Raw genomic sequence first — 22801 nt, forward strand, 5'->3', positions numbered from 1 at the left:
TTCTCAAAGCCATGGTTGCCAAGGCGAATTTGTTTTTTGACGAATGCGGGAAGATACATGGTCCTCCAATTGGATGAATAGGGAGGTAAGCGGTACTCGGCTAAGCACTTCCATTTGCTTTTCGGGTTGATGCTGTGCGTGTTCCTCTGCGTTCATGTGGCCCCTTCCTTTCTGCGATTTTTTAAGGGCGAGTCAGGTACAGCGTTTTTGTGGCGAGGAATTGCGTATACGGCAAACAGACCAAGAATGGCCGCCAAAAACAGCGTAATCACTCCATAGCCAATCCACGGATATTTGCTGCCGACTCCCCCTAGCTTTTCAACCATCGCTCCACCCAATCCCGTCCCAAGAGCCGTCCCAAGACCAGATACGAAATTGGAAAAGCCAAAGTACGCTCCCAGCCATTCTTCTTTTGCGAAATGAGTGACGAGACTGTCCAGCATCGGCATAAACAGCATCTCACCCAAAATGAAAAGTATCGCAGCCCCGCACAGTGTGAGGAAGTGGTTCGCCCATCCCATGAGTGTAAGCCCTGCACCCAACAAGATCGTTCCCATCGTGACAGACAAGTACGGATTGATACGCTGTAGAACAAAGCGTGAGATCAACCCTTGCAAGATGACGACACTGAGCGAGTTGATCGTCCAAATGAGACCAATCATCGTAGCAGAATGCAGGACATGCTCTCCCCGCAGCGGCAGGATCAGGGCGAATTGAGCGTAGACCGCCCAGATTAAGAGCGAGATCACGGAAAAAAGCAGAAAGCTGCGATGGGTTAAGATGTGACGATATTCCTTGATCGGCGTTTGCTTGCAATCAGTTCCCACACAGCGATCATCGGGAAGGATGAAGCGGGAAAAGACAGCAAGTGCTCCATATACAAAGGCAGCTACGAGAAACGGCTGTTTCCCACCCGCAGTCATCCACGTAATGATCAAGCCTGCGACAATGATCCCACTATGAGCGAGTATCCCTCTCCACGAGAAGGCAGCGGTTCTTTGGCTCTCATCCACTTCATCCGCGATCATGGCTTTAATGGTAGGAGCGAGCAGACCAAGACCCAAACCGTTGACAGAGGAGAATAACAAGAAGAGACCATAGGAATGGCTGAAGTGATAGCCTGCCATGGCACAACCTTGAAGGAATGCCCCCAAGGCTAGGATGGAGCGTCTGCCCCAGCGATCTGACATCAAGCCGCCTGCCAAGCTTCCGATTTGGTATGTGATGCTTCCCGCTGCCAAAATGATGCCGACTTGGGAGAGAGAAAGAACCCGTACCTTTTGTAAAAAGACTGGGAAGACGGGAATGACCAGGTAAGAGGCCATATGCATGAAAAAGACGACTGTCAGTAACAGCAAGTAAGGCTTGTTTCGTAACAGAGATCCAGTAGAGGCTGTCATGTTCGTCTCCTCTTTGATTCATTCCTTTCTAGTATGAGTGGAAAAGGAGTGTCCCTATGCGTCATTTTTCACAACAAAGTAGGCAAGCACACAAAATCGATTTGAAGGCAGGCAAGTGTCCAATCCAACAAGCGTGCAACCACATATACCTATAGGGAAAGGTACCATGGGCGGTATGGAATGGTGCGAGGAGCGCGGCAGGATGAAGGGGGGATCTGACGTGAGAGGATTTGGTTTTTTCAACGAGGAAGGTTTCGAAGTGATCATCTGGATCATCGTGATCGTTTTTCTCCTCGTTATATTTTTTGACGAAGGGATAGATTAAGATGAGTGGATATAGGCCGGTTCGGCAATTGAATCACTATTACAAATCAAACGACGCTTTCAAGAAATGGATTCGTGCCAATGAGCAATGGTTCAAGCAAAATCCAGAGGTTTTTAACCAGATGCTGCGAAATCCGAAAATGGTCAACTTGTTTACAGATCTCATGATCATGAACTCACCGCGCATTGAAAAGAAACTGAAAAAATGGAGAAGGAACCAACGCTGACTGATCCGGCATGCTGCCAAATAGAGCATGCCGCTTTTTATTGTGAACGCTGACGAGTCCTGTTATAAAACCGGGATGACGAGCGTAGGGATAAGCATATGCTGCTTGTTCGAAGAAAGGATGAAGCACAACATGGCACAAGTCATTTTGACGTTTTTTGTGGCTTATGGCATTGTGGTTGGCGGTGCTCTTTCAGGTGGGGTGGGCGCATTTCTCACAGAAAAGCCTCCGCTGTTATCCATGGCCCAATTGGCTGACCAGCTCAAAATATGGGGATTGGTTGGGGCATTGGGCGGAACTTTTGATTCGTTTTTGCAGATCGAAAAAATACTGATGGGAAATTTGACACCTGTCTTTAAACAGCTTGTGATGATCGTCGTCGCATTCTTGGGTGCCCATATCGGAACGATTTGTGTGCATTGGCTGGTACAGGTGCGCTCATGAAGGTGATTCTTTGGAAACGTTACCTCGCTCTTTTGCTCATGGGGTGCGTGTTGGGCGGAACCGTGATTTTATTTACATACGGACGCGAAATGGAACAGATGATGCTGATCAAAAAAAGCTTGGAGCTGCAAAACAAAAAACTGTACGAGGAAAATCTAGAGCTGAAGCAAAATCAGCGGGTCTATCGCAAAAAGCAAGAGGCCGTCATCGAAGACGTACGTGCTTCTGTACTCACTGCGGATCAGAAGCAGCCACTTCATGCCACTATTGTGGTACAAGTAGTCGATCGCGTGGAAAAGGACCTCGCTTCGTTAAAAGGGAAGAAGGTTGAGCAGGTTGCGGAGGTCCATCAGGTCTTGCATGAAATGCTGCGACGCCGCGAATACATTTTGTCTGATCGAACGACAGTGGAGGTACGAATCAAAACGGTCGTAATCAGTAGAACGCTGCATGTGTTCGTGACAGCGGACGTTATACCCGATGATGTTTGGCAAAAGATTGCGCGAAACTTTCTATTTCTTCCGCCGTATATTTCAATATAGAATATCTGATAGCCAGATCATGTAGGTCTGGGTCGGTATAAAGGAGAGGCGAACACATGTCCATGTTCAAAAAATTGTTGGCTAGTGTAGGTATTGGCTCTGCGCAAGTAGATGCACGTCTTGAGCAGGATTCACTCATTCCCGGAGATATGGTCAGAGGTGAGGTCCATATCAAGGGAGGAGATGTCGCCCAGGAAATCGACGAAATCTACATGTATGTCGTTACACACTATGAAAGAGAAGTCAACGACTCTAAGACGAAGGAAGAATGCACACTTGTAAAATATCGTCTGTCTGAGCGGGTACAATTGAAACCGAAAGAAGAAACCGTTTTGCCATTCGCTTTTCAATTGCCGTATGAGACACCATTGACGATGGGGCGTCAACCCGTTTACCTACGGACAGGTCTCGATATTAAAAATGCGATTGACCCGGGGGATTCCGATTTCATTGAGGTTCGCCCACATCCGTTAATGTCCAAAGTGTTGGATGCCGTTCAACAGATCGGATTCCAGCTGTATAAGGTAGACTGCGAATACAATCGCCACCTAGGTCGCAATCATCCGTTTGTACAGGAATTTGAATTCCGTCCAACAGGGCCATACCGTAGCCAATTGGAGGAGCTCGAAGTAGTCTTCTACCTTCGCGATGGCGAATTGGAAGTTTTATTGGAACTGGATAAACGTGCGCGAGGCTTTATGGGAGCATTTGAAGAAGCATTTAATCTCGACGAACGCTATATCCGTTTCCGCTTAACGAATGCAGATGTGAACAAACATACGCATGTCATTGCAGAAGCGATTGAAGCGCTCATTAAGCAGCAGCTTCGCTAGAGAATAATACAAAAAAGGCCTGACGGAGTGAAAGTGACCACTCTGTCAGCCTTTTTTCTTTATGGAGGTCTTAATCATCGCCAACGCCTACGATAGTCAACAGAACGAACAAGACAAGAATTAGCGCAATCCCATTAAAGCCGCCGTTAAACAAGCTCATCGATTTTCCTCCCACCCGCAAGATGTAGTCAATTCCCTATAGAATAGTCATTGATCTATGAATCGGTGTCGGGGCTTCTACCTAAATTCCTGTACACAACTCTCTTTTTAATTTTTCGATTTGCATGTATAGGGCTGGATTTTTCTGACAATACTGTGAGCATGAAGAATCCAGAGGAGGATATTATTATGAATTTGTTAGAAAAAACGAGAAAAATTAATGTGATGCTTCAAAAAACAATGGGTGGTAGCGGAGTAGGCTTCCAAGATCTCGCAAGGCTTTTATCTGAAGTAATTTCTGCAAATGTTTACATCATTACCGCAGATGGCACGATCCTGGGAAGTGGAATGAATCAGGAAATTTCCCTGCAAGAAGAAGGACGTTCATCGACGCAGCTGCAGGAAGGTGTACATCAAAAGCTGCTGGAAGTTACACAAACCTTGGCGAACGAGCCGATCACCAGTCCGTACAGCCTGGTTCCAAAAGAGTTGAATTCGATCTTCCCACAAATGATGACGACGATTATTCCTATCAATGCAGGGGGAAGCCGTCTTGGCACACTAGTTCTGCTGCGTGCTTACGGTCAGTTTGAAACAGAGGATCTGATTTTGGGCGAGATCGGTGCTACCGTGATCGGTATGAAAATCGTTCGTCAGCGCACAGAACAAATTGAAAATGAAGTGCGTGACAAAACATTTGCCAAAATCGCACTCTCTTCGTTGTCCTACAGTGAACAGATCGCGATTGAAAAAATTATGGAGCAATTGGATGCACGCGAAGGCTTGCTGGTAGCTAGTCAACTGGCAGATCAAGCAGGTCTGACACGTTCTGTCATCGTGAACGCTCTCCGCAAGCTGGCAAGCGCGGGTGTGCTGGAATCCCGTTCGTTAGGGATGAAGGGTACCTATATCAAAGTACTGAATGACAAGTTCCCATCTGAATTGGCGAAATGGAAAACCTCATAAATGGCACGAGCTACACAGAAGCTCTCCCTGTAAAGGGAGGGCTTTTATTTATGAATCAACAAGTATAGCAGAATCGATAAAACGTTCATAATTTAGCGATTGAATAAATGATTTTCTTCCCTTTATAATGTCCACAAAGGTTTAAACTTCAAAAAATTCAAAAATTAAAGTTCATACTTCAAAATCGAATGGAGGGTCTAAGAATGAAGGTGATTATTGGTGGGATTGCGCATGAAACGAATACGTTTTCCAATGTGCCCACGACGCTCGAGATGTTTCAAAGCTATGAGTGGGATTATCATGAAACAATTGTGAATCGCAATCGGGGCGTTCGCAACTTTCCGGGTGGGATGGTGGATCGCGCCGAAGAGCTGGGCATCGAGCTACTGCCGACCTTTCTCACCTTTACGTATCCAGCGGGGACGATTTTGCGAGAAGCGTATGACCGGATTAAAAAGGAGCTTCTTGACACGATTGCTGCGACAGAAGGTGCAGATGCCATTTGTCTAGGGCTTCACGGAGCGGGGGTCGTAGAAGGAATGGATGACCTGGAAGGCGACATTCTGGCGTCAGTGCGTCAGTTGGTCGGTTACGACATTCCCTTAATTGTTACGCTAGACCTCCACGCAAACATGACACAAAAAATGGTAGATGAAGCCGATGCGCTCCTGGGTGTCCACCTCTACCCGCATGTGGATTGCTATGAACGCGGAATTGAAGCGATCGATCTGGCGCACAAGATGGTTACGGAAGGGATTAAGCCGACCATGCATTTGACCAGACTGCCACTATTGATTCCGACATCAGCTACTCATCATTCCCCTGCACGCGAAATAAACGAAGCCTGCTGGTCGTGGGAAAAGGAAGAAGGCGTCATCGACTGTGCATTCTTCCACGGATTTCCGTATACGGACATTCCTGAGCTGGGCGTCTCTGTTTTGAGCGTTACGAATAACGATCAGGAGCTCGCCAAAAAAGTGAGCGAGGATGTCGCCAGTCTGATTTGGGAAAAGCGGGATGAATTCGAGCTGAACATGCCTGCTCCTGCCGAGGGAATTGCAATGGCACTGGAAACGGAAGGGATGCCAATTGTAATCAATGAGACCTCAGATAATCCAGGCGGAGGCACACCCGGAGACGGAACGCATTTACTGCGGGCAATGCTGGAAGCCCAGCTGACAAATGCATGCTTTGGTTTTATTTACGATCCCGAAGTGGTCCAGATTGCCCATCAGGCTGGAGTAGGCGCTACCTTACAACTATCACTGGGTGGAAAGACAGACTACTTGCATGGAGAACCACTTGAAGTAACAGCCTATGTCAAAGCTTTGACAGATGGAAAATTCATTGCGACGACACCGATGGGGCAAGGGGGTCATGAGAATTTTGGCAGATCCGTTCGCTTGCAAATCGAAGGGGTTGACGTCTTGGTTTGCTCCGTGAAATCGCAAGTGCTGGATGAGCAAATTTTTCTGTTGCACGGAATTGACGTGACCAAATACAAGATCGTGGCCTTGAAATCAAGCACACATTTCCGGGCATCATTCGAACCGATCAGCGCACGCGTCATTACCGTCGATTCACCGGGATTGACGACGCTCAACTTCCGCTTCTTCAAATACGAACGCGCCATTCGTCCGATTTATCCGTTAGATCCAGCCACCGAGTGGAACCTACATCAATTGACAAGGAAGTAGATGATCATGGAATCCGTACAGGAGCGCATCCGCAAGCATTATCCGGAATTGACCAACCAACAAAAACTCGCAGCCAAATACATTCTCGCCGAGCCGAAGACCGTAGCACTGCAACCAGCCAAAGTTGTCGGGGCTTTGAGCGGCACAAGCGAAACCACGATCATCCGACTATCTTACGCTCTCGCCTACTCCGGGTACAGCGAATTGCAGAACGAGATTCGCAGCTCCTTATTGGAAAAAGTCCCAAAAGCTGATGCCATCCGCAGTTTTCGTACAGCAGCTGTGGAGATGAAGGGGAAACAAGACCTGATTTCTTATAACATGGAGCAGGATGTAGCGTATATTCGGCAAACGTTAGGGGAGCTGCAAAAGGACCATCTTTTGCAAGCGGTTACAAGTATAATGGCAGCCAAACACATTCTCGTCGTAGGGTTTCGCAGCTCCTATGCTCCGGCCCATTGGCTCGCTTTTACACTGAATGTCGTCAGAGGAAACGCGCATCTGTACAATGGGCCAGTTGATGACGTCAACTATCTGTTGACCCAGATCAATCAGGAGTGGCTCGTGATCGCACTCTCCTTCCCCCGCTATACGAGTGAAACCATCCTGTTTGCAAAAGCAGCCAAAGAGAGAGGCGCCAAAATCATCGGGATTACAGACGATGAGCTATCTCCGATTGGGCCGGTAGCCGACCAAATTTTGAAAGTCACCGCACCTGCTCCTACTGCCTTAAAAGGAATGACGGCGATCTTTTCCATGCTGAATATTTTGATCAGTGGTGTGGTTCAAGCTGATGGCGAACAGGTACAACAAAGACTGAAAGAATACGAAGAGACAAGTCGACAAATATACCCGTTTGTGGAAGGGGCAGAAGTGTAAAGGCAATTGATAAGGGGGACGGGACATGAAGATTCACAGATGGAAGCAAGGGGCCTTGAGTGTATTTGTGGCAACGGCGTTGATTGCAGGCTGCTCCTCACAGCCGACCAATCAAGCGGGGAATGACACGTCGGCCAAAGGTAACACATTAGTCATCGCTTCCTTGACGGACCCAGACTCGCTTGATATGCACAAAACGAGCTGGCTGAGTATGGAAAACAGTTTAATATACGAGCCTCTATTGACCCGTGATGCATCAGGCAAACTCCATCCGCGTTTGGCAGAGAAGTACGAAATCTCGCAGGACGGCAAGGTTTGGACATTTATCCTTCGCAAAGATGTCCGCTATCACTCTGGCGATCCAATGACGGCAGCATCCGTAAAAGATTCGTTTGACCGTTTGCTTGCCGTTTCGCCTGTGAAGGGGCTTGCAGGTCCGATTGAAAAAGTGGAAGCAACAGACGAGCATACGCTCAAGGTGCATTTTAGCCAACCGTTTGCCCCTTTTGTTAACGTCATTGTCGGTGGATTAGTCTCGCCTCTAGACGCCAAAAAGGCAAAAGAATTAGGGGATGGCTTCGCAGATAACCCATCTGCAACGGGGCCGATCATCTTTGACAAACGCGAGCGGGGTGCTTCTCTCACCTACAAGAAAAATCCCGATTATAACTGGGGACCGGAGTACAGTGCCAACAAAGGTCCTCTGCAATTCGACAGCATGATGTTCCGGTTTATGAAAGACGACGATACGCGCCTGATGGAATTCAAAAAGGGTACGGTCCATGTGTTGTATGATGCGCCGCCGAACTCGGTTGCGGAGCTTGAGACACTGCCCGGAGTCAAGATTGAGAAAGCGATGGACGTTGGAAACAAATACATCGCTTTTAACAATAAGCACCCACTGTTTTCAGATGTCCGTCTGCGCAAAGCAGTAGCCCTCTCCGTAGATCGCGATCCACTTGTTCAGGTAGCGTTGAACGGCTTCGGCAAGCCGGTCTATGGTCCATTGGCACCCACGATTTATGGCTACAGTGAAGCGATTGAAAGCAAGGCGAAGCAGTTGTATACGAGAGATTTAGGCAAAGCCAAGCAGTTGCTAGCGGAAGCAGGCTGGACGGACAGTAATGGGGATGGCATCGTGGATAAGGACGGAAAACCGTTGTCTGTAGAAATGCTCGTCTCTCAAGAGCCAGCATTTCAGCGAGCGGTGCAGATTTTGCAGAGCCAGCTGAAAGAAGCAGGTATTGATATGAAAATTAGCGTGCAAGAAATGACAACCATCAAAGAGCGTATTTCGAAAAAGTCGTATGACATGGCTTTGATGTACTACGGCTGGTTTGATGCGGATATTTTGTACCTCATCTTTGAAAAGAGCAATTCAACAAGCCGTACTCATTACAACAACCCTGAGTTGGATGTTTTACTGAACAAAGGACGTTTGGAAATGAATGAGCAGGCGCGTCTCAAGATTTACGAAGATGCACAGGAGATTTTGGTGAATGACATGCCGTGGGTTCCGTTATGGGTGAGCGAGACGGTGATAGCGACACGTGGTGTCAAAGGCTTTACGGTCAATCCGTACACGCAAGGCATTACGTTGCATGATGTCACGCTTGAAAAATAGACAACAGAGGTGAAGGCATGCGCCGATATGTAATAAAAAGATTACTTTCCCTGGTGGGTACACTGCTTGGCGTATCCGTCCTGATCTTCTTGATGGTACACCTCATTCCGGGCGATCCCGCAACACAAATACTCGGACAGTTTGCAACACCAGAGGCCATCAGTCAAATGAGAGCGAAGCTTGGTCTTGATCAACCACTGTGGCAGCAATACATGCGGTTTGTCGGAAACCTGTTCGCTGGCGATTTGGGAACATCGTTATTCACTGGCGAAAAGGTATGGGATCAGATTATGAACCGTTTCCCGATCACCATGCAGCTTGCCATCCTTAGTGTAATCATTGCTGCAATATTCGGTATTTTGTTAGGCACGATTGCTGCCGTCAAGCAAAACACCATCATCGATCGGCTTGTGGTGCTTACCTCATTACTCGGTATTTCGGCACCCGGCTTCTGGATTGCCTTATTTCTCATCTGGATTTTTGCTTACAAGCTAGCCTTGTTTCCGATTTCCGGCTATGAGGGGATTCACTCCCTGCTACTGCCGGCGATCACCTTGGGAATGGCGGAAGCGGGGATGATCGCCCGTATGACCCGCTCCAGCATGCTGGAAGTCATCAAGCAGGATTACATGCGGACAGCCGAGGCCAAGGGGGCGGCGCTTTTCCGAATCATTTTGAGCCACGGTCTGCCGAATGCCATTATTCCTGTTGTCACGATGTTAGGCTTGCAGTTCGGTGCGCTCATGGCTGGAGCTGTGGTGGTGGAAACCGTGTTTTCGCTGCAAGGGATCGGAAGCCTGGCGATTGAGGCGATCAGTAAACGGGATATGCCGACTATACAGGGCATGGTGTTTTTCATGGCGTTGATTTTTGCCTTAACCAATTTGATCGTGGATCTCATTTACAGCCGGATTGATCCGCGAATCCATTTCGACTAAGGAAGGAGCGGATGAATGGTGAACAGTAATCGTCCGGAGTCGTATTGGGGAGGGATGGGCAAACGGCTGAGACGCAATAAGACAGCAATGGCGGGTGTGGTCATCCTGATCGTCTTTACACTGGGATCGCTTCTTGCTCCAGTCGTTGCCCCTCATCCTGTCGAACAAATGAACTTTAACAGCCGATTAAGTGCTCCGAGTCTGACACATCTTCTCGGAACGGATGATTTCGGCAGAGATATTTTTTCCCGTTTGTTGCACGGGGGGCGAATTTCTTTGCTGATGGGTTTGATAACGGTTGTACTTTCTACCTTGATAGGTGTAACGCTCGGTATTATCGCTGGCTATTATCGTCGTGTGGATCTGTTTATCATGCAGGGCATGGATATTCTCATGTCACTTCCGGCACTGCTTCTGGCGATCGCTGTCATTGCGGTCTTGGGTCCTGGGTTAACGAATGCCATGATCGCGGTAGTCATTGCCGTTATTCCGTCCTATGTGCGGGTCGTTCGCTCTGCGGTCTTATCCATAAGGGAAAAAGAGTACATTGAGGCTGTTCGCGCTCTGGGGATCAGGGACTGGCAGATTTTGCTGAAGCATATTTTACCCAATATTCTCTCCCCGATCATCGTGCTTTCCACCATTCAATTCGGTGTGAGTATTTTGGCGGCAGCTGCCTTGAGCTTTCTCGGACTGGGTGCCCAACCGCCGATGCCAGAGTGGGGAGCCATGGTTTTTGTCGGTAAGGCATTCTTGAGTCAGGCTTGGTGGATGTCCATTTTTCCTGGAATGGCCATCATGCTGGTTGTCCTTGGCTTCAATCTGTTAGGTGACGGATTACGGGATGCATTCGACCCGAAAACGAGGTAATGGATGAAGGGGGCACGAGCTGATGAAAGAGGTACTCTTGGAAGTAATTGATTTACGCTTACAGTTTAAGACGGATAAGGGCGAGCTGCCAGCGCTGCAAGGCATTTCTTTTCAACTGAAAAAAGGTGAGACGGTCGCACTGGTAGGCGAGTCTGGCTGTGGAAAAAGCGTGACGTCCTTGGCGATCATGGGGCTCTTGTCCCGGGCGAATGCGCAGATGGAGGGAAGTATTCGGTTTCGTGATACCTTATTGAACCAGTTGAGTGCCAGCGAACTTCGCAACATTCGCGGAAAAGATATCGCGATGATTTTTCAGGAACCGATGACGTCACTCAATCCTGTTCATACGATCGGCCGACAACTGGAGGAAGTGTATCAGCTGCATACCGATTTATCAAAAAAAGAACGCCAAGCAAAAGCGATTGAGATGCTCAAAAAAGTGGGCGTGCCGAGGGCAGAAGACATTATGCGGGAATATCCCCATCAGCTATCAGGTGGGATGAAGCAGCGTGTCATGATTGCAATGGCGATGGCTTGCAACCCGGATTTACTGATCGCGGACGAGCCGACGACTGCACTGGATGTGACCATTCAAGCGCAAATTTTAGAACTGATGAACGATCTGAAGGAGAACGACCATACCTCCCTGCTGCTCATTACGCATGACTTGGGAGTGGTAGCTGAAATGGCTGATCGTGTCCTTGTCATGTACTACGGGGAGATCGTAGAGGAAGCTGACGTTGCCAGTCTGTTTGCAAATCCGAAGCATCCGTATACGATTGGGCTTTTACGCTGCATCCCCGATCTGGATGAGGAGGAGAAGCTGCGCCTCGATCCGATTGAAGGCAGTGTCCCGCTACTGGGTGAAGTGACACAAGGGTGTGCATTCCGCTTCCGCTGCTCGCAGGCCGAGGAGCGATGTCACCAAGAAAAACCGCCGCTTAAGGCAACGGGCACAGGCACACAGGCCGTTCGATGCTGGCTGTACGAGAACAAGGAGATGGCGGTATGAGCGATATTTTGTTATCTGTAAACGATTTAAAGACGTATTTTCCCATTAGCAAAGGACTGTTTCGCAATAGCGACGAAATGATCAAGGCAGTGGATGGAGTTTCTTTCCAGTTGCGAAAAGGCGAAACGCTTGGGTTGGTAGGAGAAAGCGGTTGTGGCAAGTCAACGACTGGTCGCAGCATTATGCGACTCATTGAGCCGACGGGTGGAACGATTGAATTTGAGGGGCAAAACATTCTGGATATGTCAGCTGCACGTTTTCGTCCACTCCGCAAACGAATGCAAATCGTGTTTCAGGACCCGTATGCGTCGTTAAATCCACGGATGACCGTGCAAGGGACTTTGGAGGAAGCGTTAGGCGTCAAAGATCCGCAGATGTCTGCGAAAGAAAGGCGCGATCAAGTAAAAGAACTGCTTCAGATGGTCGGACTGAATACGCAATACGCTACGCGCTTTCCCCATGAGTTTAGCGGGGGGCAACGGCAGCGGATCGGGATCGCTCGAGCACTGGCGGTAGAACCTTCATTGATCGTAGCAGATGAGCCGGTTTCAGCACTTGACGTTTCCATCCAGGCGCAGATCGTGAATCTTTTGCAGGATTTGCAGCAACGGCTAGGCTTGAGCTATTTGTTTATTTCACACGATCTAGGTGTCGTTCGCCACATCAGCGACCGAATTGCGGTAATGTATCTCGGACGAATCGTCGAAATCGCCAGCAAAAAGGATTTGTTTACGCGCCCGTTACATCCGTACACAGAAGCGCTCATGTCAGCGGTTCCCAAAGCCAATCCGTTTCGGAAGAAGGAGAGAATCGTTCTTTCCGGGGATGTTCCCTCTCCAGCGAATGTTCCTGTTGGATGTGCGTTTCATACCAGGTGCTCATATGCTACGGATGTTTGCCGCACAGTGCGTCCTGTCGCTACACTTGCTTCACCACAACATTATGTTGCTTGTCATTTATATGGAACAGAAGGGATGAAGTACATTGAAAATCGAACGAATTGAATTGCAGCAACTACACATGCCACTTCGTTTCCGTTTCGAAACGAGTTTTGGACATACGACCATCAAGGAGCTCATTCTGGTCAGTGTGTATGGAGAGGGAGAGGTAGGGCACGCAGAAAGTGTGGCAATGTCGGCTCCTTATTATAGTGAAGAAACGACAGAGACAGCATGGCACATGATGGAAAAGTTTATGATACCGAAGCTGTTCACGAGTGAAATCGAGACCCCGGAGGATGTGGATCGGCTGTTTGCTCCCATTCGCCGCAATAACATGGCGAAGGCTGCTTTAGAAGGCGCGATCTGGGATCTCCACAGCAAGCAAAAAGGAATCTCACTCGCCAAAGCATTAGGGGGCGAGAAATCTGTCATCGATGTAGGGATCAGCATCGGTATTGAACCGACTGTCGATCAAGTTTTGGCAAAAGTAGAGCGCCATCTCGGTGAGGGCTACAAGAAGATCAAGGTAAAGATCAAGCCAGGCTTTGACGTAGAGGTGATTCGAGCAATCCGCGAACGCTTTGGCGAGGGTGTCCCGCTCATGGCGGATGCGAACTCCGCTTACACGATGGAACATTTGGATGTGATGAAGGAGCTAGATCAATATGGGCTGATGATGATCGAACAACCACTCGCCCATGATGACATTATTGATCATGCCAAGCTGCAAAGGGAGTTGTCCACTCCAATTTGTCTCGATGAAAGTATTCACAATGTGGATGATGCCAGAAAAGCGATAGAGCTAGGTAGCTGCGGCATTATTAATATCAAAGTGGGGAGGGTCGGTGGACTAACAGAGTCCAAACGTATTCACGACTTGTGTCAGGCACACGACATTCCGGTTTGGTGCGGAGGCATGATTGAGTCGGGTGTAGGCCGCGCTCATAATATTGCGATTACCTCTTTGCCAAATTTTACAATCCCAGGTGATACAGCCGCTTCCAGCCGTTACTGGGAGGAAGACATCGTGGAGAATGGTGTAGAGTTGATGGCTCCCGGTCAATTGGCAGTTCCAGATAGCCCGGGCATCGGTTATACCCTGAACCAAAAGGCGATCGGCAATTATGTGATTCGTACGGCAAACTTCCGGCCTTAACAAAAAATGAAAAGGGGAGAAGGAGCATGGCGGATTGGGTACAATCGTTTGAGGAATACGCGCAAAAGCTGCTTGCAGAGGCAAAAGTAACAGGAACAGCGGTCGGATTGGCAGAGCAAGGAGAGCTGGGGTATTTCCGTGGCTTCGGTTTGGCAGACAACACAGAGGATGCAAAAGCATTAACCCCTGATACGGTGTTTGGCATCGGATCCGCGACCAAGTCTTTTACATGCGTGGCGATCATGCAGCTTCAGGATGCAGGAAAGCTCTCTGTACATGATCCTGTCGTCAAGTATCTCCCCGAACTCCGCACACCAAATGAAGCTTATACCCGGGAGATCACGATCCATCATTTGATGACACATACGGCCGGATTCCCTCCTTTGGATACATTAGCTGGTGCGATGAAAAGAAGTATTCTGAAGGGTGGGGACGTTAAGTCCTCTAGCTCCGGTCTTGAGTTTGATCTAGATAAAGTGGAAGAGATCAATACAAAAGAAGAATTCATGGCCTACATCGGCAAGCTGGATTACGAGTTTCTAGGTGCGCCTGGAACGGAGTTTAGCTACTCCAACGACAGTTATGCCATGCTCGGTCTGATTATTGAACGAGTGAGTGGGATATCTTACGAGCAGTTTGTGCATGACCATATTTTGGAGCCTGCCGGGATGAAGAACAGTGCCTTTCTCGTCGAAGATTTGCCAGAGGGAGCAGAGGTGGCTACCTTGTTTACCCGAAAAAGTCCAAAGGATGGCGGTGAGGTACACCGTTCCCCCTCGTGGTGGGATTCACCATCGATGCGCTCCGCTGGTTTTCTAAAATCGACGATTCACGACCTATTGCGCTATACCGAAATATTCAGAACGGGTGGATTGGTAGGCGAGAATCGCTTGCTCTCACCGGAGAGTGTTCAGGCCATGATAGCGCCTCATTTCCCGATTTCTCCGTTTCAAGCATATGGCTATGGATTGTTTGTAGCCAATTGCCATGATGGAACACTCATTGAGCACGGTGGAGCGATCAAGGGAGTTGCGGCACAAATTTTTGTTTTCCCGGAGCGGGGCCTGACAGGAGCCATCCTGATGAACACAGATGGCGGGCCAATGGCAGATTTGATGCATGGTATTTTGAATGCGAGCAACGGACGTTCTACGGATACGGTACCGTTCCAATATCCGGATTATGAGCTGGCTGTAGAAGCACTCCCTGCATTTACAGGCGAGTATCGCTCTTCCGAAGGGGCGATCGTATCGGTTGAAATCGAAGAAAATGAGCTAGTAGCAAAGAGTAACGGAACGAACATTCCGCTTCGATCAGTGGGAGAAGACAGCTTCGTCATGAAACGTGGAGAAACCGATGCGTTTATCCGCTTTGTACGAGATGAGGCAGGAGTAGTCACACGGATGGGCTTTGGTGCTCGTCAGCTGATAAAGGTCTTTGCTGAAAAAGAACAAACCGCATAAATAGCAAAACGCGTACCTGCAAGAGCTCATGCTTGCGAGGTGCGCGTTTTTTCTATTATATAGAAGAGATTTAAGAAGAGAGGGTGGCAGGAAGCTGCTGCTCCTCTACCATAGGTCGCTTCCAGTTCGGGTGCTGCTCCATTTTCCGGAACGAGCGGAAAAAGAACAGGCTAAGGCTGATACTTACAAAGGTGATACCGCCAAAGAGTAATAGAAGCCCCGGTGTTGTGATGTTTTTGGCGAGAAGAAAGGAGCACAGTGCATAGCTGACTGGCCCGAAGCCGACGGACATCAAGGAAAGCAATGACATGACACGACCGAGCATGTTGGCAGGGACGATACTTTGAATGTAGGTGATAAACGGAATATTCGTCATACTGAGTGCCATTCCAATGAGAAAATGAGAGACAAGACCAAAGGAAAGCTCCTCAATGAAATAATACGAGCTGATTCCAACTCCCATACATCCGAGAATGACAGGGAGTAACATAAATTTTCCACGGAATCCTTTAAACAATGCAGTCAAAATACCGCCGACAATCATGCCCACTCCAAGTGAGGTACTGAGTGAACTAAAAGCACTCCCGTCCCATCCGAGGTCATTTACATGAATGGGAATGATCATGTTAACTGGGCCGGAGAACATCATGTTGGTGAACAGTGATGTTGTTAAAATAAGTGCGAGGATCGGGATTGAATACGTAAAACGAATTCCTCCCACGATATCTTTGAAATAGGAGCTTGCCCTTGATTCTGTTGTAGACTCTGAAGGCGTATCTTTGGTGTATGAGTGTGAATGGAGAGAGAGTACAAAGAGTGTTCCTACGAAGAAGGTGCATGCCAAGATCATAAACATGATCGGATAACTAACGGTTCCAATTAATAAGGCAGTAACTACCGGTCCGGCAACCATGCTAATCTGATGGCATAGTTCCATTAAGCTGTTAGCTGGTGCAAGTTGTTCTCGAGAGACAAGAGAGGGCAGAATCGAGCTGCGTGCTGGCCAAAAAAATGCATCGACTGTTCCGAATAAAGCTGCCATGACGTACAGGCTCACTGGGAACCAGTCGCTATTTCCTTGAAGCATAAGCAAACTGAAGCAGGCTAAAATAATTCCTCTAACCAAAAGGGAGGAAAACATAATCCATTTTCGATTCAAACGATCAGCAGCCACCCCGCCCGCCAGCATAAAGAGGAGACGGGGGATGGACAGACAAATCAAAGTCGTGCCTAGGATTGCTCCTGAGCCCATGGCATTCACGATATACCAGTTGAGCAGGATGAAGAAAGCTCCGTCAGCCATTGCCGAAAATAAAGTGCCGCTCCATAACCGGACAAACGATCCATTTTTCCACAGGGAATTATTTGTCGCCAGAGTGATCATCTCCATTTTCCTCCTTCTTTTTCTTCACGACAATCTTGCTGGTGTAATGCTTGAATTCAGACTGTAGGTGCTCATAGTTATCTGGCAAGGAATCGTCTTCTGCGACGTAGTAACGTTCATTCGTCATGAACCCGACCGTGACCATGTAAAAGTTTTCAACCGTATCCTCTACTTCTCCAGCAGCAATCCTCTCTAAGTAGCGATCTTCCATTTCGGATAGCTCCTCAAGTAAAGCCTTATATTTAGTGAGCCAAGCAAATATTTCTTTTCGAGGTGCTCTCACTTCGGAGCTAGCTGCAATTGCAGGAGGACGATCCTCTTGATCCGAAAAGAGCATGAATGACTCGTCTGGTGCGTTATACAGGCGATTCATACCGGAGCGCAGGTGATTTATCATCGTTTCCTGCAACAGGATACTGTCTTCGCGCAGGGAAGGCAGCAAATCATCACTAACCTTGAAGTCATAAGCAACAGCCCGATAAAACTTTTGCACGATCCCGTTCTTTTCTTCCGTACGCACGACCTCAACGAAGCCGTGGCTTTCCAATTCCTTCAGGTGATAATGCACTTTAGAGGGAGAAAGGGAGAGAAGAGTCGCGAGCTGCTTGCCTGTGGATTCCTCCTTGACCAGCATTGTGATGATCTGTAGGCGCAAGGAATCGCTGACAGCTTTTAATTGATCCAAAGTTTCCACAACTACGTATCGTTTCAAGTCGATCAACCTCGTTTCACTGAACGTGAATGTTTTGCTATTTTTAGACGTTCAGTTTTATTTGAACGTATTGTATCAACAAAACGTAACACTTCGCAAGAATGAATTGCGCCTATTTTTCGACAAATGCTACAATATTGAAAACGGTGAGAGGGTGCATTCCTGTGGCGATCTTACAACATCCCGTCTTTCGCCGTTTGTATACGGCCCACATTGTACACATCATCGGAAATGAATTTACATTTATTGCGGTCGTTGGACTTTTACATGATTTAAGTGGATCGGGCCTTTCATTTGCGGCAGGTACTGTATTTCGCATGATCCCCTATGTATTTGCCAGCTTTTTCGCAGGGACGCTTGTGGAGAATTGGGATAAACGGCGAGTCATGATTGTCGTCAATTTGCTTCGCGGCATTCTCGTCAGTTTGTTTTTCTTTATCACATCTGCGACCTACTTATGGGTGGCTTTTTTGTTATTGATTCTGGTCAATATTTGTAGTGCTTTTTTCCAACCAGCCATGCAAGTAGCGATCGTACAATCCGTGGCGGAAAAGGATAGGCTGGCTGCCAATTCCCTTTTGCAGGGGACGACTTCGTTTCTCATTATTATTTGTCAGGGTGTGGCAGCAGTTCTGGTTTACTTGTTCTCCTACCGATACAACTTTTTGCTGGATGCCGCCTGTTATTTGTTGTCGCTGTTCATCTTGCTTCCGCTTCCGTATATCGCCAACAATGTTGTATCGAAAGCGGCTGTACCTTTTATAGAAAGGCTAAAAGAGGGCTTCCGTTACATCGGTAAACATCGGGAAATTGGCAGTGTGATCGGCTATCAGATGGCGGAAAGGGTATGTGGCGCTTATTACATTATGCTGATGTACTATGTTCTTACGGAACGGGGAGAGGGCTTGTATGTATTCGGACTCCTGGATATTCCGCTGGGCCTCGGGGGTGTGATCGCTGGGATTGCGGTGAATAAGCTGTCTGACAGCCTGAGTGAAAAGGGAACGTGGCGTGTCCAAGGCTGGGCACTCGTTGCGATGGGATGCTCGATTATCGCCGTGTTTCATGCGAAACCACTACTTGGATTGGCAATCGCCATCCTCTTTGCATCAACGGCTCAGTTTAGCTCATCGATATTGTCTGTAACGAAGCTGCAACAATTATCTGATCCTGCTTATTTGGCTCGTGTTTTTTCCATTCGGGAAATGGCGACTATGGGAAGCTTTTCTGCGAGCTGCTTGATTCTCGGATTCAGTGCGGAGCAGATTGGCAGTGCCGCTGTCTCCGTGTGGCTTGGTTTCTTTGGGATTGCAGCAGGACTTCTGTGGCTTTGGAGCCGTCGTAAGTTGCAAAAGATCGCGGATGTACAGTGAGACTCATGAGAGATTCCTCTGCTTATTTGGAGCAGAGGCTCTTTTTTATACAAAATGAAACTTTTAGATTTAATAAATATAATTATTGAAAAAGTATGAATCTAATTATACAATGAATGGAAAAATAGAGAAAAAGGAAGATGCAGCATGAAGGAATTATGGCGGCAGCGTTCATTTCGCTGGTATTGGCTGGGGATGTTCTTATCTAGTCTGGGGGATCAGTTTGGCTGGATGGGCTTGACTTGGTTTGTCATGAATAAAACAGGCTCACCTGCTGCAATGGGTGGGGTTGTTCTTGCGTATATGCTACCTGCTGTATTTGCTGGGTTAGTAGCGGGAGTTTTGCTGGATCGGTTTGATCGACGCAAGCTCATCATGATGGACAATGTGGCGAGAGGACTAATTTTTATAGCGTTAGTCGCATTATTGCAGGTCGATCAAGTTCCGCTATTTGTGATATACGTGCTGATTGTGATTGCAGGAATCCTTTCTCCGCTGAGCACAGCTGGGGCGCAGACATTGTTGCCGAGAATCGTCTCGGACAAAAATCAATTGGTCAAAGCGAATGGCGTGATGGAAACGCAATGGCAAATTGTTTATATGTTTGGACCTGCACTCGCGGGTGTTTTAATCGGGGTTATTGGTGAAGCTTATGTTCTGTTGATCGATGCGGTCAGCTTTTTTGTATGTGCCTTCTGCTTCTCCCGGTTGCCGCGTGAGCTTACGAAAAGTGCGAATCCTACCGAGATTGCAAAAGGTCAAATGGGAGTGTTCTTTCGTTCTCTCTTGAGTGACATGCGGACAGGGTATCGCTACATATTTGGACGCAAGCAATTGGTTATTCTTGTCTTCTTTACGTTTTTGTTTAACATGTCGTACGGTCCCATTGAAATTGCACTACCCTTGTATGCGAATCAGGATTTGGCAGGAGGATCTGTTGCATTAGGGATGCTGTGGTCTTCTTTGGCAGTCGGGGCATTACTAGGCTCTCTGTTTTTCTCGACGGTTACATGGAAACTTCCGTTGGGATCGACACTAGCGGGGATTATCGTGGCGTGGGGATTGACCACCTTGCCGATCGCATTATTCTCGAGGGTGGAGATCGCGATGGCTTCGATGGTGGTGGCGGGCTTTTGCTTTGCTCCTTATAACATCATGTATAGGAGCTATCTGCAAAAGCAGGTGCCCGATGCTCTCTTGGGGCGGGTATTGACCAGTGTTCGCACGATTACGGGGACAGGAATGCCGGCGGGAGCGGCTGTCTCTGGCTTCCTCATACCCTTCTTGGGTGTTCAAGGGATCATTGGAGCCGGAGCAGCCGTATGTATCATTTTCGGCCTTATTGCATTCGGAGCATTGAAAAACTTGGAGGATTCCGCATCACTTCCGATTGAGGAGAGGTGAGACGAGGTGTTTTAGCCACGGAGGCAATAGAAAGTAAATGCGGGAGAGCGCATGCAATCGAAATGGCATGGCAACCTCCGGACGCTTTGCTTCCGCCGCTCGATAAATGGCCTTTGCCGTTTGTTCCGGTGTCAACAAATACCGACTCACTTTGCTGCGATAACTACCCGTTTTGTCTGCCTTATCCAAAAAGGGTGTGTCGATCGGCCCTGGCATCGCACACGTCACAGCAATTCCAGTGCCTTGCAGTTCGTGGCGCAAACCTTCACTAAAGCGGATGACAGCTGCTTTGCTGGCTGCATACACCGCAGCTTTGGCTGTTGCGACCTGTCCTGCAAGTGAGGCAACCGTGATGATATGACCTTGCTTTTGTTGAAGCATCATCGGCAAAAAGGCACGGGTCGTGTAGAGAACACCGGAAATATTCGTTCGCAGTGTTTCTTCCAACGCCTCTACGCGCATTTCGATCAGCGGTTCAAAGACGGCCATCCCGGCATTGTTGTAAAGAAAATCGCAACGTTCGAAGCGGATGTGCACCCATGCAGCGAACTGCCGAATGTCTTCGTTGTTGCTGACGTCTAACGGGTAATGCTGGAGATGATTCGGATAAGCGTTTTGTAACGAAATGAGCTTCTCATTGATGGCTTTGCGACTCGTGGCAATGACACAATCTCCTTTTTCCAAATGAAGTCGTGTCAAAGCTAGACCAAGACCACCAGAAGCCCCGGTGATGACGACAATACGGGGAGTCGACATGTCATCCACTTCTTTCTTGTGTAGAGTTTTGATTTCCACTGTAAATGGCAAAGTATAAGCCCCCGAGTTGTTGTGAAGGCTAGCCTCTAGGGGGTGAATGCACATGCCAGCTGTAAAATGTTCTGTAGCAAACTGTGAGTACTGGGCGCAGGGCAACCTTTGCAACGCCGAAGAGATCATGGTAGAAATTGACGCACACGCCACCGTAAACCTGAAAGAAGAATTCGCAGGCGAGTACGGTCAAAACACGCAGCATCAGGATCAGGCAAAGACATCGTCTGAGACCTGTTGTCTGACGTTCAAGCCGAAGACATCCGAAAAGAAATAACGCTTCGGCGCAAAAAGGACGTATCCCTCAATGGTGATACGTCTTTTTGCTATTGACCTATACGCTTGTCGTGGCCGGAAAAAGCTCGTTGACCTTTTGGGCAACCTCTTCCCAAGAAGTGACTCGATGGACAAGCGGGGGAAGGGAAGCTTGATTATATGGAGTGTCAAACAAGAACACGGGAATTTGCAGGGCTTCTGACAGTTGCAAAGCGTTCTCCAGACGATCCTCCAAAAAAAGGTCCACGCCCCATTTGCGAGCAGCTGACAGCTTGTCGTGGCTCCCAATCAAATCCACCTCATGGTGAGGGATATTGTAGCGAGCAAACCATTGTAAGGTCACATCGCGATGACGATCCTCACGAGCACTTATATATACCAGCTTGTGGGAGGTAAACCAATCGCGCAAAACCTGATCGGCAATTCCGTGAACAGGTGCACCATCATAAAGGCGCTCCCCGTTTTGTTCCAGCCACATTTCAAACTCTGCATCCGTGATTTGATACACGTTGGCTAAATTGTACTCCACACAATCTTCATATCGTAAATCTCTTCCAAAGCTTTCATTCATCAACGGAACAATACTGCTAGGTGATGTGACTGTACCGTCAATATCAATGCCAATGGTTAGGATTTTGTCTGGTTTCATTCTCTCGCCTCCCGTTTAAATTGTACAACGTAGGCAGACAATAAGGCTACTTCCTTCACTTAATTAATCCTTTACCAAAAAAGGGGCTGAGCATGCTATGTTGGATCGACACGAACGTAATGATGCGAAGCGGAAGGAAGATACCGGTTTTTCCGAGACGGTTGATCAGCACGACAGGGAGTTTACAGCGAATACTTGGACACAGGCCGTCTTTGACGAAGAGGAAGAGCGGTCGAGGCGCAGGATTCACTATGACCCCCATTCCTTGACAGAGCGCTATACAGGCGAGCTGGATGAGGAGCGAAACGACTTTTCGGAGCGTTTGGATGGCGTTGTCCTGACAAGAGAGGATCGTTCACCGGTCGCCAAAGTCAGAGATGACGACATCGAGGCGGCGGCGGAAATCGCCGAGCCGTTTCCGACCAGTCGTGCTGCCAGTGAGATCGACACAGACGAGGACAACCGGGAAAATGGGGCCAGCGGTATCGGGATGACTGGCTTGGGCTTATCGATCCTGTCCCTGTTTCTTATGCCGTACTTGGTGGCTCCAATTGGTATGGTGCTTGGCTACCTGGCGTATCGACGCAACTCGAAGACGCTGGGAGCTTGGGCGATGATCGTAGGTGCTATTGCCATTTTGGGTGCATTAGTCATCTACCCGTTCTATACGGCTCGCTAAAAGTATCAAACCGCAAAACCTCTCCGGTTCATTCAGCCGGAG

Annotated in this window: 26 protein-coding genes; 19 read left to right on the top strand and 7 right to left on the bottom strand. The window is 48.3% G+C overall.

The window, feature by feature from the left end:
- Positions 1-3: 3 nt before the first annotated feature.
- Positions 4-156: a hypothetical protein gene (locus tag ACFVS2_RS17940; protein WP_390236171.1), complete on the bottom strand. Its 153-nt coding sequence runs from the start codon at positions 154-156 to the stop codon at positions 4-6.
- The gene (locus ACFVS2_RS17945) at positions 153-1400 is read right to left on the bottom strand and encodes an MFS transporter (protein WP_390236173.1); all 1248 of its coding nucleotides are present in this window, start codon (positions 1398-1400) and stop codon (positions 153-155) included. The genes ACFVS2_RS17940 and ACFVS2_RS17945 overlap by 4 nt, the downstream gene beginning before the upstream one ends.
- A gap of 166 nt (positions 1401-1566) precedes the next feature.
- On the opposite strand from ACFVS2_RS17945, the gene ACFVS2_RS17950 reads away from it, so the two are divergent.
- The 5 genes from ACFVS2_RS17950 to ACFVS2_RS17970 all read left to right on the top strand — a co-directional run bounded on the left by ACFVS2_RS17950 (position 1567) and on the right by ACFVS2_RS17970 (position 3770).
- Positions 1567-1725: a hypothetical protein gene (locus ACFVS2_RS17950; protein ID WP_390236175.1), complete on the top strand. Its 159-nt coding sequence runs from the start codon at positions 1567-1569 to the stop codon at positions 1723-1725.
- Position 1726: 1 nt separating this feature from the next.
- On the top strand, positions 1727-1951 hold the full coding sequence (locus ACFVS2_RS17955; protein ID WP_173618470.1) for a hypothetical protein: 225 nt from the start codon (positions 1727-1729) through the stop codon (positions 1949-1951).
- Positions 1952-2083: 132 nt separating this feature from the next.
- On the top strand, positions 2084-2395 hold the full coding sequence (locus ACFVS2_RS17960) for a YtrH family sporulation protein (RefSeq protein WP_007720892.1): 312 nt from the start codon (positions 2084-2086) through the stop codon (positions 2393-2395).
- Entirely contained in the window at positions 2392-2937 is a 546-nt protein-coding gene (locus tag ACFVS2_RS17965) for a sporulation membrane protein YtrI (RefSeq protein WP_173618469.1), read from the top strand. The genes ACFVS2_RS17960 and ACFVS2_RS17965 overlap by 4 nt, the downstream gene beginning before the upstream one ends.
- 56 nt (positions 2938-2993) lie before the next feature.
- A complete protein-coding gene (locus tag ACFVS2_RS17970; protein ID WP_007720888.1) occupies positions 2994-3770 on the top strand; it encodes a sporulation protein in 777 nt (258 codons plus the stop codon).
- Between the two features lie 70 nt (positions 3771-3840).
- Here the strand turns inward: ACFVS2_RS17970 and yjcZ are convergent, their stop codons facing one another.
- A complete protein-coding gene (yjcZ, locus tag ACFVS2_RS17975; RefSeq protein WP_007720887.1) occupies positions 3841-3930 on the bottom strand; it encodes a sporulation protein YjcZ in 90 nt (29 codons plus the stop codon).
- Positions 3931-4118: 188 nt separating this feature from the next.
- Between yjcZ and codY the strand changes: the two genes are divergently transcribed.
- From codY to ACFVS2_RS18025, 10 genes are all read left to right on the top strand, one after another.
- Positions 4119-4895 carry a GTP-sensing pleiotropic transcriptional regulator CodY gene (gene codY, locus ACFVS2_RS17980; RefSeq protein ID WP_390236180.1) on the top strand — a complete coding sequence of 259 codons (777 nt, stop codon included), beginning with the start codon at positions 4119-4121 and terminating at the stop codon, positions 4893-4895.
- A gap of 203 nt (positions 4896-5098) precedes the next feature.
- Positions 5099-6592, top strand: coding sequence for a M81 family metallopeptidase (locus tag ACFVS2_RS17985; RefSeq protein ID WP_390236183.1), 1494 nt, complete (start codon positions 5099-5101; stop codon positions 6590-6592).
- Complete coding sequence (locus tag ACFVS2_RS17990; RefSeq protein WP_173618466.1) at positions 6593-7471, top strand: MurR/RpiR family transcriptional regulator; 879 nt, start codon at positions 6593-6595, stop codon at positions 7469-7471. It abuts the gene before it with no gap.
- Positions 7472-7496: 25 nt separating this feature from the next.
- Positions 7497-9095 carry an ABC transporter substrate-binding protein gene (locus tag ACFVS2_RS17995; RefSeq protein ID WP_390236185.1) on the top strand — a complete coding sequence of 533 codons (1599 nt, stop codon included), beginning with the start codon at positions 7497-7499 and terminating at the stop codon, positions 9093-9095.
- A gap of 17 nt (positions 9096-9112) precedes the next feature.
- A complete protein-coding gene (locus tag ACFVS2_RS18000; protein ID WP_173618464.1) occupies positions 9113-10033 on the top strand; it encodes an ABC transporter permease in 921 nt (306 codons plus the stop codon).
- 15 nt (positions 10034-10048) lie between these two features.
- The gene (locus ACFVS2_RS18005; RefSeq protein ID WP_173618463.1) at positions 10049-10903 is read left to right on the top strand and encodes an ABC transporter permease; all 855 of its coding nucleotides are present in this window, start codon (positions 10049-10051) and stop codon (positions 10901-10903) included.
- A 22-nt stretch (positions 10904-10925) separates the two neighbouring features.
- On the top strand, positions 10926-11915 hold the full coding sequence (locus tag ACFVS2_RS18010) for an ABC transporter ATP-binding protein (RefSeq protein ID WP_173618462.1): 990 nt from the start codon (positions 10926-10928) through the stop codon (positions 11913-11915).
- Positions 11912-12919, top strand: a complete 1008-nt coding sequence (locus ACFVS2_RS18015) for an ABC transporter ATP-binding protein (RefSeq protein ID WP_390236189.1) — start codon at positions 11912-11914, stop codon at positions 12917-12919. Before ACFVS2_RS18010 ends, ACFVS2_RS18015 begins: the two co-directional genes overlap by 4 nt.
- Positions 12900-14012, top strand: a complete 1113-nt coding sequence (menC, locus tag ACFVS2_RS18020) for an o-succinylbenzoate synthase (RefSeq protein WP_390236192.1) — start codon at positions 12900-12902, stop codon at positions 14010-14012. The genes ACFVS2_RS18015 and menC overlap by 20 nt, the downstream gene beginning before the upstream one ends.
- A 26-nt stretch (positions 14013-14038) precedes the next feature.
- Complete coding sequence (locus ACFVS2_RS18025) at positions 14039-15475, top strand: serine hydrolase domain-containing protein (RefSeq protein WP_390236195.1); 1437 nt, start codon at positions 14039-14041, stop codon at positions 15473-15475.
- A gap of 70 nt (positions 15476-15545) precedes the next feature.
- Here ACFVS2_RS18025 and ACFVS2_RS18030 read toward each other — a convergent pair whose 3' ends face one another.
- On the bottom strand, positions 15546-16865 hold the full coding sequence (locus ACFVS2_RS18030) for an MFS transporter (protein ID WP_390236197.1): 1320 nt from the start codon (positions 16863-16865) through the stop codon (positions 15546-15548).
- Positions 16837-17571, bottom strand: a complete 735-nt coding sequence (locus ACFVS2_RS18035; RefSeq protein WP_390236199.1) for a helix-turn-helix domain-containing protein — start codon at positions 17569-17571, stop codon at positions 16837-16839. Before ACFVS2_RS18035 ends, ACFVS2_RS18030 begins: the two co-directional genes overlap by 29 nt.
- 164 nt (positions 17572-17735) lie before the next feature.
- Here ACFVS2_RS18035 and ACFVS2_RS18040 point away from each other — a divergent pair, with 164 nt between their 5' ends.
- Both ACFVS2_RS18040 and ACFVS2_RS18045 read left to right on the top strand, forming a co-directional pair.
- Positions 17736-18944 carry an MFS transporter gene (locus tag ACFVS2_RS18040; RefSeq protein WP_173618456.1) on the top strand — a complete coding sequence of 403 codons (1209 nt, stop codon included), beginning with the start codon at positions 17736-17738 and terminating at the stop codon, positions 18942-18944.
- Positions 18945-19091: 147 nt separating this feature from the next.
- Positions 19092-20348, top strand: a complete 1257-nt coding sequence (locus ACFVS2_RS18045; protein WP_390236201.1) for an MFS transporter — start codon at positions 19092-19094, stop codon at positions 20346-20348.
- On the opposite strand, the gene ACFVS2_RS18050 is transcribed toward ACFVS2_RS18045, so the two are convergent.
- Positions 20325-21155, bottom strand: a complete 831-nt coding sequence (locus ACFVS2_RS18050; protein WP_173618454.1) for an SDR family NAD(P)-dependent oxidoreductase — start codon at positions 21153-21155, stop codon at positions 20325-20327. The two genes, ACFVS2_RS18045 and ACFVS2_RS18050, sit on opposite strands and share 24 nt — an antisense overlap.
- Positions 21156-21207: 52 nt before the next feature.
- Here ACFVS2_RS18050 and ACFVS2_RS18055 point away from each other — a divergent pair, with 52 nt between their 5' ends.
- A complete protein-coding gene (locus tag ACFVS2_RS18055; protein ID WP_007720868.1) occupies positions 21208-21432 on the top strand; it encodes a DUF1540 domain-containing protein in 225 nt (74 codons plus the stop codon).
- 57 nt (positions 21433-21489) lie between these two features.
- Here the strand turns inward: ACFVS2_RS18055 and ACFVS2_RS18060 are convergent, their stop codons facing one another.
- Entirely contained in the window at positions 21490-22080 is a 591-nt protein-coding gene (locus tag ACFVS2_RS18060; RefSeq protein WP_390236204.1) for a 5' nucleotidase, NT5C type, read from the bottom strand.
- A 97-nt stretch (positions 22081-22177) separates the two neighbouring features.
- Between ACFVS2_RS18060 and ACFVS2_RS18065 the strand changes: the two genes are divergently transcribed.
- Positions 22178-22759 (top strand): DUF456 domain-containing protein, encoded by a 582-nt coding sequence (locus ACFVS2_RS18065; RefSeq protein WP_390236206.1) that lies wholly within the window; start codon positions 22178-22180, stop codon positions 22757-22759.
- The last annotated feature ends 42 nt before the right edge of the window (positions 22760-22801 follow it).

Source organism: Brevibacillus sp. NPDC058079, assembly GCF_042885155.1.
Taxonomy (GTDB): domain Bacteria; phylum Bacillota; class Bacilli; order Brevibacillales; family Brevibacillaceae; genus Brevibacillus.

Excerpts from the sequence above, each read along its gene's own strand:
- ACFVS2_RS17940 (WP_390236171.1), bottom strand. The coding sequence starts at position 156 with ATGAACGCAGAGGAACACGCACAGCATCAACCCGAAAAGCAAATGGAA.
- ACFVS2_RS17945 (WP_390236173.1), bottom strand. The coding sequence starts at position 1,400 with ATGACAGCCTCTACTGGATCTCTGTTACGAAACAAGCCTTACTTGCTG.
- ACFVS2_RS17950 (WP_390236175.1), top strand. The coding sequence starts at position 1,567 with ATGGGCGGTATGGAATGGTGCGAGGAGCGCGGCAGGATGAAGGGGGGA.
- ACFVS2_RS17955 (WP_173618470.1), top strand. The coding sequence starts at position 1,727 with ATGAGTGGATATAGGCCGGTTCGGCAATTGAATCACTATTACAAATCA.
- ACFVS2_RS17960 (WP_007720892.1), top strand. The coding sequence starts at position 2,084 with ATGGCACAAGTCATTTTGACGTTTTTTGTGGCTTATGGCATTGTGGTT.
- ACFVS2_RS17965 (WP_173618469.1), top strand. The coding sequence starts at position 2,392 with ATGAAGGTGATTCTTTGGAAACGTTACCTCGCTCTTTTGCTCATGGGG.
- ACFVS2_RS17970 (WP_007720888.1), top strand. The coding sequence starts at position 2,994 with ATGTCCATGTTCAAAAAATTGTTGGCTAGTGTAGGTATTGGCTCTGCG.
- yjcZ (WP_007720887.1), bottom strand. The coding sequence starts at position 3,930 with ATGAGCTTGTTTAACGGCGGCTTTAATGGGATTGCGCTAATTCTTGTC.
- codY (WP_390236180.1), top strand. The coding sequence starts at position 4,119 with ATGAATTTGTTAGAAAAAACGAGAAAAATTAATGTGATGCTTCAAAAA.
- ACFVS2_RS17985 (WP_390236183.1), top strand. The coding sequence starts at position 5,099 with ATGAAGGTGATTATTGGTGGGATTGCGCATGAAACGAATACGTTTTCC.
- ACFVS2_RS17990 (WP_173618466.1), top strand. The coding sequence starts at position 6,593 with ATGATCATGGAATCCGTACAGGAGCGCATCCGCAAGCATTATCCGGAA.
- ACFVS2_RS17995 (WP_390236185.1), top strand. The coding sequence starts at position 7,497 with ATGAAGATTCACAGATGGAAGCAAGGGGCCTTGAGTGTATTTGTGGCA.
- ACFVS2_RS18000 (WP_173618464.1), top strand. The coding sequence starts at position 9,113 with ATGCGCCGATATGTAATAAAAAGATTACTTTCCCTGGTGGGTACACTG.
- ACFVS2_RS18005 (WP_173618463.1), top strand. The coding sequence starts at position 10,049 with ATGGTGAACAGTAATCGTCCGGAGTCGTATTGGGGAGGGATGGGCAAA.
- ACFVS2_RS18010 (WP_173618462.1), top strand. The coding sequence starts at position 10,926 with ATGAAAGAGGTACTCTTGGAAGTAATTGATTTACGCTTACAGTTTAAG.
- ACFVS2_RS18015 (WP_390236189.1), top strand. The coding sequence starts at position 11,912 with ATGAGCGATATTTTGTTATCTGTAAACGATTTAAAGACGTATTTTCCC.
- ACFVS2_RS18025 (WP_390236195.1), top strand. The coding sequence starts at position 14,039 with ATGGCGGATTGGGTACAATCGTTTGAGGAATACGCGCAAAAGCTGCTT.
- ACFVS2_RS18030 (WP_390236197.1), bottom strand. The coding sequence starts at position 16,865 with ATGGAGATGATCACTCTGGCGACAAATAATTCCCTGTGGAAAAATGGA.
- ACFVS2_RS18045 (WP_390236201.1), top strand. The coding sequence starts at position 19,092 with ATGAAGGAATTATGGCGGCAGCGTTCATTTCGCTGGTATTGGCTGGGG.
- ACFVS2_RS18055 (WP_007720868.1), top strand. The coding sequence starts at position 21,208 with ATGCCAGCTGTAAAATGTTCTGTAGCAAACTGTGAGTACTGGGCGCAG.
- ACFVS2_RS18060 (WP_390236204.1), bottom strand. The coding sequence starts at position 22,080 with ATGAAACCAGACAAAATCCTAACCATTGGCATTGATATTGACGGTACA.
- ACFVS2_RS18065 (WP_390236206.1), top strand. The coding sequence starts at position 22,178 with ATGTTGGATCGACACGAACGTAATGATGCGAAGCGGAAGGAAGATACC.